Consider the following 12100-nt stretch of genomic DNA (forward strand, 5'->3'; position numbering starts at 1 on the left):
CTGATTTAAAATAAAAAAGCCTCGATAATATCGAGGCTTTTTTCTATCTGTTAGTTATCTAGTGTTCTAATCTTTAATTTGAACAGAAAGAGTTGGAAACTGCTCAGATATATAGGTTGTTGCTGTGTAGATTAATGTTGCAATGCCTAGCATCTCAAGTGTTTCTTCGATAGTGTAGCTGATGGCATATATCAATGCATCGGTACCGTGTTGTTCTGCAATTTTACCGCCGATAAGCTCCATAACTAGAGCTCCAGAAACATAAATAATACCAGCAAGAATTAATCGGTTTCGAGTATTGGTAGGAAGTCTAAATAAAAATTTGAAATAGGTTAAACCAAAAACCAAAAGTAGTGCTGCATAAGGGATTACCCATGCAAAATAAAGAATACCTGTTGTATTTAGAGAATTACGAACTGGTCCTACTAACATCTCATGCAACTCAGTCATTTCATCTAAAGCTAAAAACAGAAAGATAGCACTTAATCCTGCCCAAGCTAGGTATTGTTCATTTTTATTGAAGTGCACGTAGGCTATTAGTGCTAATAACACACTCGCGAAAATCATAGCGCAAGATGAATACAGGGTTGGAACGTTCATTTCTTTATCGACGTTAAAGAGACGAATAATAGTTTCCATATGAGAGTATGATAAAAAATGCTCAGAAATAATGGCAAAGCCATTTGCGATAACAAGGAATACGATAATTGAAATAAAAAACATCAATAGCTTTTTCGAGTTAAGTTCAATATTCACGTTAATACCTTAAATGTGTAGGTTGATTAATTGAGTAGAATTACTCTGGTTTATGTAAAGTTTAGTGTTAGCAACGGTGCGTATTGTATAGAGTTATTAGTAAAATATTTGTATTATATCTAATACGTATTTAGAGAATGTTCTAAATTTATCAATGAATTTGTGTATATATTCACAATCTATTTTCTTCAAGGAAGAAGAGGTTAATGAGAAAAACGCCTAGTTTACGTTTAAGTAACCGCTTAATTTCGTTTGTTACTTTGATGGTTTCTGCCGCAATATTTATATTATTTATTGGGGGTACTATCTCAGTTAAGCAAATTGGTACAGAGTATCTAGATCATTATTTAACAGGGGTTGTTACCGTTGTTGATGAAGAGTTAGTCAATCCTGAAAAAGCGAAATCCATGGAAACGTGGCTACCAAAACTGCTGAAAGCCAGTAATGTGGTTAGCATGGAGCTGTCTTCTTCTACTGGGCCTGTATACTCTTTTCAAAGCTTAGCTATTATTCCTGATGATAGTTTGTTGTACCATAAAACACTTCCACTACAAATCAATAAAGGATATGAAATTTCCTTTAAGTCAGTACCTCCTTACAGTGCTTTTACTTATTCATTGGGAGCTCTATTTTCTATTACTGCTGCCATTGCAGTTATCGTTGTTTCACTCTTATGGGGTGTTGTTTGGCTGAGAAAACAATTACATGGTTCTGAGTTATTAGAAGAAAGAGGTCGGATGCTATTGGCTGGGAAACTTGACGATTACTCTATCGGTAGCGAAGAAGAATGGCCAGCCACAGCAAGTTTAGCATTAGATAATATTATTGCGGAATTAAAAGATGCAAGAAAAGAACGCAGCCGTTTTGATACCTTTATTCGAACTCATACTTTTTTAGATCAATTAACTGGCTCAGCGAATAGAGTGTTATTTGATAGTAAATTAGAGTCTATTTTGCAGGAATCTCAAAGCCAAGGGGTTCTATTATTACTCCGTATTAATGGCTGGGAAGAATTAGTTGAAGAGCAAGGAAGTGCTGTTGGTGATGAATTAATTGTTGAGGTAGGAAAGCAATTAAATAATATAATGCAACGTTACAGTGATAGTGTTCTTTCTCGTTATTATCAATCAGACTTTGCTTTATTGGTTCCCCAACAATCATTGAAAGAGGCGAAATCACTAGCTGCTCAATGCCTAAAATTAATAGAAAAAATTAATCCACCTCGTAGCTTGGACCGTGATAACTGGTGTCATATTGGGGTGAGTATGTTTGTAAGCGGCGAACGACGTGGCCGTTTGATGGAAGAGCTTGATATGGCTCATCGTAGCGCCTTACTTCAAAACAATAACACTTGGTCGTTATTTAAAAAGCAGCAGCAATTAGCAGAGAGCTTGGGTAGCGTTCGATGGAGAACCTTATTTGATGCTATTTTTCAGCAAGATAAATTAATTATTTATAAGCAGCCAACTTTTTTATTTGAGGGTAATGAACTTGTACCTCTTCATTTAGAGTTATTTTCACGCATAAAAGATGAAAATGGTGTTCAAATTAAGGCTTCACGTTTCTTACCTGCAATTAAACAAGTAGGGTATCAAGTCAAACTTGATAGTGCGGTCTTAAAACAAGTGTTCCCTTTATTAAGTGACCCTGAATTAAATCATCATTCGTTCTCAGTTCATTTACAGGTTAAGAGCATTACTAATGCGGCATTTATCCGTCAATTAAGAAATCGTTTATTGCAAACGCCAAGAGCACAGCTTCAACGACTAAGTTTTGAGTTAATTGAAGGTCAGGTTGTTACCTATTTAGATGCTGTAAGACCCGTCGCAAAAATGTTAAAAAGTTTTGGTTGTCAATTGGTCGTAGAGCAAGCGGGAAGAACGATTGTAAGTACTCATTATATTAAAGATTTGAATGTTGATTTTGTAAAACTCCATCGTAGTTTAATGAAGGACATTCATCAGAGATATGAGAATCAGTTGTTTGTTCGTAGCTTGTTAGGAGCGTGTGAAACCACGGGAGCTCAAGTAATTGCTGTTGGTATAGAAAAAGAAAAGGAATTTAGATTATTAAAAGATCTTGGCGTTGAAGGTGGGCAAGGGCGGTTTTTTGAATCAGAAACGGCTCTACATCATCGCCAAGAAAAGGTATCTATACCTAAGCGAAGAAGCCGTTGGGGTAAATAAAATTCTCTTATTTTGTTAATAACGGTCGTATCCTAAAAGAATAGAATGTTGTATGATTGCGCGTCACTTGTGTTCTTTATGAGAACGTTGTAAGTAAAGTAAGAAAAGTCGAGCAATCAATGAAAATTATGGATGCACTGAAAAAGCTGAAACTATCTCGTTCAGTAAAAACCACCACGTCAATTGTGATTTTACAAGGTGGTGTTTATATTGCGAAAAGTGATGGATTTGATGAGCTTCAAGAGCATTATTTTACGCCAATAAATCAACCTCAATCATGGAAAGATGTGATTGTTGAAGCGTGCGAGAAAGCTGGAGTAACCAATTCTAGTGCCAGTGTTATTTTAGGTTCTCACCTGTATCAATCTTTTCAAATAGATAATCCTAATTTACCAAAAGAAGAGTTGGCTGGAGCGTTACCTTTCTTAGTGAAAGATCTTATTACCGATCGTATTGCTGATATTGTTGCTGATGGTATAGAAACGATAAATGGCAAGCTTCAGGTTTATATATCTCAAGTTACTACGCTTCATACATTGATTGACTCATTAAGTCCTCTATCGATTCAAATAAATAATGTGACGCCAGATGAACTACTTTGGGCTTACTCTCAGCCTGAAGACGGTAGCTTTATGTTATTAAATCATAGCCAGTCTGCTGATTTTAAATTATTGGCGTTTAATAATGGTCACTTACATTTAAACCGCTCTTTACGTGGTATTACTGCACCATTAACTGGGGAGCAAGCTAATAGTTTTCAAATGGACAGCTTGGCATTAGAGCTACAGCGCTCACTTGACTACTTAAGCTCTCAATTACATGGCGTAAGCATTAATAATTTGTTTTTTCGTTGTGATGATGAAGACGATGCCCTTCTTGCTCTTGAGTTGCAAAATCGATTAGGCGTAAAGGTTGCTTCATTACTTGTTGATGAACCAAGAGCTTTTCGTTCTGGAGAAGTTTTGGCGTGGTTAGCTTTATTTAATACGCCAAGTATCAATTTGTTTCATGAAACGTTAAAACCTAAAACAGATTATTTTACATTACAAAATGTGATGATCAGTTGGGGGTAGGGTTAGCGTTAAGTATTGCTGTTGTTGGGTATTACCAATGGCAAATTTACAATTTAGAGACAACGATAAACGCAAATTCATTAAAAGAAAGTAATTATAAACAAGAATTAGCTACGTTAAATAAGAAATTAGAGAGTCACAAACCTTCGGCAGCTAAGTTAGCTGCGATTAAGCGATTAAATGATGATATTCAATCGAAAAAAGCTTCATTAAAGGTGATTGATAATTTTGACGAGGGAATGCAAGTTGGTTACTCGGGAGTGATGAGTAGCTTGACTCAATTAGGTAAAGGAAACATCTCGCTTAATAAAATCTATATTTCTGGCGATAAGGTTAACTTTGCTGGTTATGCTCGTACGCCTGATGTTATTCCTCGCTGGGTTCAGAGCTTTGATAGTGAATTGCATTTAGTTGGACGTACTTTTGATCAACTTGAAATAAAAACAGACGATAAAGGTCTGGTGTCATTTATTTTAAATACTAAGGCATCAGAGGGTAATCATGAGTAATTGGAATCAAGTAAAAGAGAAATTTGGTGCTTTGTCGCAAAGAGAAAAAGTACTCATTACATTGGTTGGCTGGGTTGCGGTAATCTTCATTTCATTAAGTTTGTTTATTGAACCTAAAATTGAACAATATCATCAATCCCAACAAAAAGTGGTGCGTATTACTAATTCGATTTCATCTCTAAAACAGCAGATAGAATTAGCTGAATTTCGTTTAAAGAAAGACCCTAATGTTGAAATTAATAAACAATATCAGCAATTAATGATCGAGAGTCAGGATTTAGCTGATCTGCTTTTTAGTCGTGTCGCGTCATTGGTTTCCCCAAGCCAAATGGCTTCTTTATTAGAAAAAGTATTAAAGAAATCGTCAAAGTTAAAGTTACAGTCTATGACCACATTGCCATCTGAACGTTTACTTGATGAAAATAATAATGCTGGTTATTACATTCACCCGGTGAAGATTGTGTTGTCTGGCGAATATTTTGATATTGAAGAGTACCTCTCTCACTTAGAGGCGCTTCCTGTAAAATATTATTGGCGAAACTTTCATTATGAAGTGAAAAAATACCCTATTGCAGAAGTCACAATTGAAGTTTACACCCTTGGTTCAAGTCGTGGGTTTATTGGTGGTTAATATGAAAAATCGCTTTTTAGTTTTTATTCTTATGTCTTTACCACTTTCTGTATCTGCATCTGAAGCGGTATTGGGGCATGATCCAACAGAACCATTAAGTTGGAGTACTCCTGCTCCAGCTCAAAAAAAGGTAATAAAAAAACGTCAATATTTCCCTTCTTTGCAAGCAATAAATTGCAATGCAAAGTCTGATTGTTATGCCGTATTAGATGATAAATCAATGAAAAGAGGCGATAAAGTCTCAGGTTATACATTATTAACCATTGGTGAAGAAAGCGTTTCGATTGGTCGTGCGGGTAAGCAATGGCAACTTTCTCTATTTCCACAAAATATTAAAAATTAAGGTTTGCAGTAATGAAAGTACGTAATGTCATCATTGGTTTCATGGTTGCCTCTTTAACAGGTTGCTCAATGGGTCATCGTGATCCTGTTGAAATTAAACAGACCTTAGATAAATCCATTAATGAAAATGGCGGGCAGCTACTTGCTGATTTACCCGCTTCAGTACAAGCTGATTTAATGCCTGAGCTAAACACGCCTCATGTTGAGGTTGAAGAGCCTGTGAAACGTTTCAGAGTCAGAGCAAATGGAGTAGGCGCAAAAGCATTTTTTACGAGTTTAGTGAAAGGAACGGAATACAGTGTCGTTATTCATCCTCAGGTTTCTGGTCGTATTACGATGAACTTGAGTGATGTGACTATGGATGATGTTCTGTCATCGGTTGAAGACTTATATGGGTACGATATCGTTAAAGCAGGAAAAGTATTACAAGTTTATCCCGCGACGATTCGTACAGAGACTATTCCTGTTGATTACTTACAGCTTACTCGTAAAGGACGTTCATTAACGACGATTACAACAGGGTCGATTACCAACTCGGACAGTAATTCATCAAATAACAATAACTCAAGTTCTAAATCAAACAATAATTCATCATCGTCGTCATCTTCTGCTACGGGTGGAACAGAGATTGAAACAACGAGTGAGAGCGATTTTTGGAAAGAGTTAGAAACGGCTATTTCTGTGATGATAGGAAATGGAGCGGATCGAAGTGTTGTTGTATCTCCTCAAGCGAGTGTTGTCACTATTACAGCCTCTCCTGATGAATTACGTAAAGTTAAACAATTTTTAGGAACCTCTCATAAGCGATTACAACGTCAAGTGATCCTAGAGGCTAAATTACTTGAAGTCACATTAAGTGATGGTTATCAGCAAGGTATTAATTGGTCGAACCTAACAGCATCATTAGGTGGTACAGATGTTGTCTTTGGGCAGACTTCTGGCCTTGTTCAAGGTGCATTGCCTGGAATGGATACCATTGGAACATTGTTAGGTGGCCAAACAAACATTACGGTTTCAGATGGTAACTTCCAAGCTGTATTAAGTTTTATGGATACACAAGGTGACTTAAATGTACTTTCAAGCCCGAGAGTGACTGCTGCAAATAACCAAAAAGCGGTGATTAAAGTCGGTCGTGACGAGTACTACGTAACTGAAGTATCAAGTGTTACTGGTAGTGGTGATAACTCTAATGCTTCTCCAGAAGTAACATTAACGCCTTTCTTCTCTGGTATTTCTTTAGATGTGACCCCTCAAATTGATGATAAAGGTAATGTCATGTTACATGTTCACCCATCAGTTATTGATGTGGAGAACGAGGTAAAAGAGATTGATTTAGGTGATGTTGGTGGCGTACTGAAATTACCATTAGCAAAGAGCTCAATTCGTGAATCAGATTCTGTGATTCGAGCGAAAAGTGGTGATGTGGTCGTTATTGGTGGCTTGATGAAATCACAAACGGTTGACCAAGTATCGAAAGTGCCATTATTAGGTGATGTTCCTGCATTAGGGCATTTATTTAGAAATGTCAGTCAGCTAACTCAAAAAACGGAATTGGTTATTTTATTAAAGCCAACGGTTGTCGGTGTAGATACTTGGCAAGAAGAATTAGAACGTTCTCGTGACTTATTACAAGAATGGTTCCCAGACGAGTAATCAAAAACTGACATGTATGAAGCTCATTTTGGGTTAAAGCAGTTACCATTTACGCTGACACCCAATACCTCACTGTTTCATGGGTTATCGCCTCATTATGAGGCGATTCATACCGTGTTGTCTGCGATTTCGATGGGGGAAGGGATCATCAAGGTTACAGGTGAGGTAGGAACCGGAAAAACATTAGTCTGCCGAATGTTGATTAATGAGTTACCTTCCAATGTGGAATTACTTTACCTTCCGAATCCGGTAATGAATGGCCATGAACTTCGACAAGCTTTAGCAAAAGAGTTATGGCTTGATCAAAGTGGTGATGATATTGCATTGATTGATCGTATCCATGAGAAAATTATTGATCTACATGCGGAAGGAAAATTAGTTGTAGTATTCATTGATGAAGCTCAGGCTCTAAGTGATGAAGCATTAGAAACATTACGTTTGTTTGGCAACTTAGAGACAGACTATAAAAAATTGTTACAGATAGTGCTGTTTGGGCAACCTGAATTGGACGAGAGATTACAACAACATAACTTAAGACAATTAAGGCAACGAATAACGTTTTCTGCTTTATTGAGAGCATTAAATATGAATGAAACCGTCGCTTACATTCGATATAGGATAGCTGAGTCTGGATGTGAGAATAATCCATTTTCGCTTGTTCAAATGAAAGCGATATGGAAGGCAACAAATGGTATTCCTCGCTTAATTAATCAGGTTTGTCATAAATCTTTGTTAATTGCCTTTTCAGAGCAAGTGAATAACGTGCCTTCAAAAGCCGTGTTTAACGCCATTATTGATACGGCTGATACTGTTAAACCTAAGCATTACTTCCCAACATTTTGGGGATGGAGAGTTTCGTGAGTGTGACTAATAAAGCGTTATTAAATATAACTCGACAAGATGAAAACAAAGAAAAGCAGCACTTATTATCTCCTGCGGATATACCGAATGTTGAGTCAAAATATAAAGCATCGTTTTTCTTTGCTATCGGTGTACTTAGTTCTTTGTCGCTAATTGGTTGGTCAACATTAAGTGGAACGACAGAACAAAATGTAGAGTTGAAAGTGAGTGAGCATACTCAACAACAAGCTCTAACGAATGAAGTGAGTGAACATGCTTTGAGCAATATTAAAACAGCTCAATTATCGATTTCACCAACGAAAAAAGAATCAACATCAGCGGTAAGTTCTATTTATGCCGAGAAGCCAATATCGGCGGATAAGATTGAAGTGACAGCTTCGGTTCGAACTCAGTCTACTCAGAATCGCTCTATAGTGGATAAACCACAATTGATGACATCGACAGAGGTTGTTAAACCAACATCAAAATCGACATCAATTGTTCCGGCAACGCCAAAAGAGCAAGCACAAGCTAATGAAATGTTGCAAGTTGAAGAAGTGGAATTGTTGCCATCAGAGCTAGCTCATAGAAGTAGAGAAGCGGCTAAAAAAGCATTGGATAGATCTGATTTTAAAGCGGCGATGAAAGAGTATTACACCGTACTTAAGTATCAACCTAGTGATGAAGAGTCACGAAAAAGACTCGCAGCTTTGCTTTATGGTAAACGTGATGTAAGTGAAGCAGCGGCCATTCTTCAACAAGGTATAAAGCTTAATGATGACAGTGTAGAGCTAAGGTTAGCGTTGTCGAGTCTATTACAAAAAGAGCAACAGCCAGAAGCTGCTCTTTCTGTATTGGAATATATTCCTGTTGGTGCGTCAGTTGATTATCTTGCAACTCGTGGTGGCTTAGCTCAACAGTTGAAGTTGATGGACTTAGCAAAAGAAAGTTATCAGATGTTGGTTAACCAAGAACCAGATAATGGCCGTTGGTGTTAGGTTTAGCGATCGTTTATGAAAGAGAAGCAAAAGTAAAACCGGCTTACGAAGCATACCAGACAGCATTAATTAAGCCGGGTTTATCTCGCTCGTCTCAAGCGTTTGTTCGTGATCGAATTAAATTATTAGCAACAATGGAAGGAATTGAGTAATGCGTCTTAAGTTAAGAAAAAGACTTGGTGATCTATTAGTCGAAGAAAACATTGTTACTGAAGAACAAATCGAACAGGCTCTTTCGACTCAAAAGAAAACAGGGCGAAAGTTAGGGGCAACATTAATTCAGTTAGGTTTCCTGAGTGAAAAACAAATGTTGACGTTTTTATCTCAGCAGTTGGGTGTCCCTTTAGTTGATTTGAACCGTGCTGAAATTGATGCGGCAGCCGTGCAGTTGTTGCCTGAAGTACATGCTCGTCGCTTACGTGCATTAGTTCTTAGTCAGCAAGGTAATACGATTCGAGTAGCAATGAGTGATCCTGCTGATCTGTCTGCTCAAGAAGCGTTGTTTTCACAGCTTCAGCAATATCAGGTAGAAATGGTTATTGCTTCTGAAAGACAGCTTGTTGATAGCTTTGACCGTTTCTATCGTAGAACCAAAGAAATCGCTTCATTTGCTGAGAAGTTGCATTCAGAACACCAAGTAAACGACGATTTTAATTTTGGTATATCAGATAACGATAATGAAGAAGTAACCGTTGTTAAGCTGATTAACTCATTATTTGAAGATGCGATTCAAGTTGGTGCTTCAGATATACATATTGAACCGGATGAAAGAGTCTTGCGTTTACGTCAGCGTATTGATGGGGTATTACACGAAACATTATTAAATGAAGTTAATATCGCATCAGCACTGGTTTTACGTTTAAAACTGATGGCGAATTTGGATATTTCTGAAAAACGTTTGCCACAAGATGGACGATTTAACATCAAATCTCGTGGTCAATCTGTAGATATTCGTTTATCGACAATGCCTGTTCAATATGGTGAATCGGTTGTTATGCGTTTATTGAATCAGACATCTGGCGTTCAAGAACTAGAACAATCTGGATTACCTGAGCATTTACTTACTCGTCTGCGTAAACAACTCCGTCGTCCACATGGCATGATCTTAGTTACGGGGCCAACAGGTTCTGGTAAAACGACAACATTGTACGGCGCTTTAAGTGAATTAAATCAGCCAAGCAAGAAAATCATTACAGCAGAAGATCCGGTTGAATACCGTTTACCTCGTGTTAATCAGGTACAAGTAAATAGCAAAATTGATTTAAGCTTTTCAAAAATTTTAAGAACATTCTTGCGTCAAGACCCGGATATTATCCTTATTGGTGAGATGCGTGATCAAGAAACCGTGGAAATTGGTTTACGTGCCGCTTTAACGGGTCACTTAGTGTTATCTACATTACATACGAATGACTCGGTTGATAGTGCATTACGTATGATGGATATGGGAGCGCCAGGTTATCTGGTTGCTAGTGCCGTTCGTGCGGTATTAGCGCAACGTCTAGTTAAAAAAGTGTGTCCAGAGTGCTCCGCTCCTGATGAGTTAGATGAAGCGAGAAAACAGTGGGTACAAAGCCGTTTTCCAAATCAAGTTGGAGTAACTTTCCAACGTGGAAATGGATGTCAAAGTTGTAATTTGACTGGCTACCGTGGCCGTATTGGCGTGTTTGAATTGCTAGAGTTGGATCAGCCAATGATGGATGCATTAAGAGCAAATGATGCGGTTGGTTTTTCACAAAAGGCACGTCAAAACCCTGATTATAAGCCATTGCTTGCTTCTGCAATGGAGCTTGCGATGAGTGGTGTGATTAGCTTGGATGAAGTGATGGTATTAGGTGAAGGAGATAATGCATCTTCTCATCAACCAATATTGATGTAGGCATAAATCATGGCAATTTTTAAATACAGCGGAAGAAACCTTCGAGGTGAGTCAGTTTCTGGCTCAATTGAAGCGACATCTCAAGAATCTGCTGCTGAACAGTTGATGAATGATGGAGTGATTCCTACTGGGATAAAAGCCAATAAATTTGGTGGAACATCTCGCGCCATGGACTGGAAAAAATGGTTGCAGCCAAGCATTCCTTTAGAGGTTTTAGTTATTTTTTGTCGTCAAATGTACAGCTTAACTAAAGCAGGCGTGCCTTTACTGCGAGCAATGAATGGTTTAGCTCAGAACAGTAATAACAAATTATTAAAAACAACATTGGAAGAGGTGACTGCTGATTTAACTAACGGGCGAAGTTTGTCTGTATCTATGCAGCAACACCCACAAGTGTTTAGCCCTTTGTTTGTTTCAATGATCCATGTTGGTGAGAATACCGGTCGATTGGATCAATCTCTCATGCAATTGGCTAATTACTACGAACAAGAGATGGAGACCCGTAAGCGAATTAAGTCAGCAATGCGTTATCCCGTATTTGTTTTAACTTTTATTTTGCTTGCGATGTTTGTACTAAATATCAAAGTGATCCCTCAGTTTGCAGGGATGTTTGCTCGTTTTGGTGTGGAATTACCATTGCCAACTCGAATACTTATCGCAACATCGAGTTTCTTTGTTAATTATTGGCATTTATTAATTGGCGCAATGACTGGCGCGATGTTTGCTTTTCAAGCTTGGATTAGCCGAGCTGAAGGCCGAGAAAAATGGGATAAATTTCGATTACGCTTACCGATTGTTGGTGGAATTGTCACTCGAGCTCAAATGTCTCGTTTCTCAAGAACATTTGCGCTGATGTTGAAGTCGGGGGTTCCATTAAATCAATCCCTTGCATTATCAGCAGAGTCTCTAGGGAATAAATATTTAGAGAACCGATTACTAGAAATGAAAGCTGGCATTGAATCGGGTACCAGTATGTCTGCGACAGCGGCACAAAGTGGAATCTTTACTCCTTTGGTACAACAGATGATTGCGGTTGGCGAAGAGACGGGTCAAATAGACGATTTACTATTGGAAGTCTCTGATTTTTATGATCGTGAAGTGGATTATGATTTGAAGACGCTAACTGCACGAATTGAACCTATTCTATTGGTCATTGTGTCGGGGATGGTATTGATTTTAGCATTAGGTATTTTCTTACCGATGTGGAATATGTTGGATGTAGTAAAGGGAACCTAA

12 protein-coding genes are annotated in these 12100 nt (G+C 37.9%); 11 read left to right on the forward strand and 1 reads right to left on the reverse strand.

Annotation, left to right across the window (positions count from 1 at the left end):
• Positions 1-66: 66 nt before the first annotated feature.
• The gene (locus AAFX60_001765) at positions 67-756 is read right to left on the reverse strand and encodes a hypothetical protein (protein XDF77963.1); all 690 of its coding nucleotides are present in this window, start codon (positions 754-756) and stop codon (positions 67-69) included.
• A 206-nt stretch (positions 757-962) separates the two neighbouring features.
• On the opposite strand from AAFX60_001765, the gene csrD reads away from it, so the two are divergent.
• From csrD to AAFX60_001820, 11 genes are all read left to right on the forward strand, one after another.
• Positions 963-2942, forward strand: coding sequence for an RNase E specificity factor CsrD (gene csrD, locus AAFX60_001770; protein ID XDF77964.1), 1980 nt, complete (start codon positions 963-965; stop codon positions 2940-2942).
• Positions 2943-3061: 119 nt separating this feature from the next.
• The gene (locus AAFX60_001775; GenBank protein ID XDF77965.1) at positions 3062-4015 is read left to right on the forward strand and encodes a hypothetical protein; all 954 of its coding nucleotides are present in this window, start codon (positions 3062-3064) and stop codon (positions 4013-4015) included.
• Entirely contained in the window at positions 4006-4524 is a 519-nt protein-coding gene (locus tag AAFX60_001780) for a hypothetical protein (protein XDF77966.1), read from the forward strand. Before AAFX60_001775 ends, AAFX60_001780 begins: the two co-directional genes overlap by 10 nt.
• Positions 4517-5155, forward strand: a complete 639-nt coding sequence (gene pilO, locus AAFX60_001785; GenBank protein ID XDF77967.1) for a type 4a pilus biogenesis protein PilO — start codon at positions 4517-4519, stop codon at positions 5153-5155. Before AAFX60_001780 ends, pilO begins: the two co-directional genes overlap by 8 nt.
• A 1-nt stretch (position 5156) precedes the next feature.
• Positions 5157-5498 carry a type IV pilus, mannose-sensitive hemagglutinin D (MSHK) gene (locus AAFX60_001790; protein ID XDF77968.1) on the forward strand — a complete coding sequence of 114 codons (342 nt, stop codon included), beginning with the start codon at positions 5157-5159 and terminating at the stop codon, positions 5496-5498.
• A gap of 11 nt (positions 5499-5509) precedes the next feature.
• Positions 5510-7150, forward strand: coding sequence for a pilus (MSHA type) biogenesis protein MshL (mshL, locus tag AAFX60_001795; GenBank protein XDF77969.1), 1641 nt, complete (start codon positions 5510-5512; stop codon positions 7148-7150).
• A 12-nt stretch (positions 7151-7162) separates the two neighbouring features.
• Positions 7163-8011 carry an AAA family ATPase gene (locus tag AAFX60_001800; protein XDF77970.1) on the forward strand — a complete coding sequence of 283 codons (849 nt, stop codon included), beginning with the start codon at positions 7163-7165 and terminating at the stop codon, positions 8009-8011.
• Complete coding sequence (locus AAFX60_001805) at positions 8008-8988, forward strand: tetratricopeptide repeat protein (GenBank protein XDF77971.1); 981 nt, start codon at positions 8008-8010, stop codon at positions 8986-8988. Before AAFX60_001800 ends, AAFX60_001805 begins: the two co-directional genes overlap by 4 nt.
• Positions 8982-9140 (forward strand): hypothetical protein, encoded by a 159-nt coding sequence (locus tag AAFX60_001810; GenBank protein ID XDF77972.1) that lies wholly within the window; start codon positions 8982-8984, stop codon positions 9138-9140. Before AAFX60_001805 ends, AAFX60_001810 begins: the two co-directional genes overlap by 7 nt.
• On the forward strand, positions 9140-10864 hold the full coding sequence (locus tag AAFX60_001815; GenBank protein ID XDF77973.1) for a GspE/PulE family protein: 1725 nt from the start codon (positions 9140-9142) through the stop codon (positions 10862-10864). The genes AAFX60_001810 and AAFX60_001815 overlap by 1 nt, the downstream gene beginning before the upstream one ends.
• A gap of 9 nt (positions 10865-10873) precedes the next feature.
• Positions 10874-12100 carry a type II secretion system F family protein gene (locus AAFX60_001820; GenBank protein ID XDF77974.1) on the forward strand — a complete coding sequence of 409 codons (1227 nt, stop codon included), beginning with the start codon at positions 10874-10876 and terminating at the stop codon, positions 12098-12100.

Origin of the sequence: Aliivibrio fischeri (assembly GCA_038993745.2) — a bacterium.
In the GTDB taxonomy this organism is placed as follows: Bacteria; Pseudomonadota; Gammaproteobacteria; order Enterobacterales; family Vibrionaceae; genus Aliivibrio; species Aliivibrio fischeri_B.

What these genes read in the sequence shown, in the direction of transcription:
- csrD (XDF77964.1), top strand. Translation starts at nt 963, where the DNA reads ATGAGAAAAACGCCTAGTTTACGTTTAAGTAACCGCTTAATTTCGTTT.
- AAFX60_001775 (XDF77965.1), top strand. Translation starts at nt 3,062, where the DNA reads ATGAAAATTATGGATGCACTGAAAAAGCTGAAACTATCTCGTTCAGTA.
- pilO (XDF77967.1), top strand. Translation starts at nt 4,517, where the DNA reads ATGAGTAATTGGAATCAAGTAAAAGAGAAATTTGGTGCTTTGTCGCAA.
- AAFX60_001790 (XDF77968.1), top strand. Translation starts at nt 5,157, where the DNA reads ATGAAAAATCGCTTTTTAGTTTTTATTCTTATGTCTTTACCACTTTCT.
- mshL (XDF77969.1), top strand. Translation starts at nt 5,510, where the DNA reads ATGAAAGTACGTAATGTCATCATTGGTTTCATGGTTGCCTCTTTAACA.
- AAFX60_001800 (XDF77970.1), top strand. Translation starts at nt 7,163, where the DNA reads ATGTATGAAGCTCATTTTGGGTTAAAGCAGTTACCATTTACGCTGACA.
- AAFX60_001815 (XDF77973.1), top strand. Translation starts at nt 9,140, where the DNA reads ATGCGTCTTAAGTTAAGAAAAAGACTTGGTGATCTATTAGTCGAAGAA.
- AAFX60_001820 (XDF77974.1), top strand. Translation starts at nt 10,874, where the DNA reads ATGGCAATTTTTAAATACAGCGGAAGAAACCTTCGAGGTGAGTCAGTT.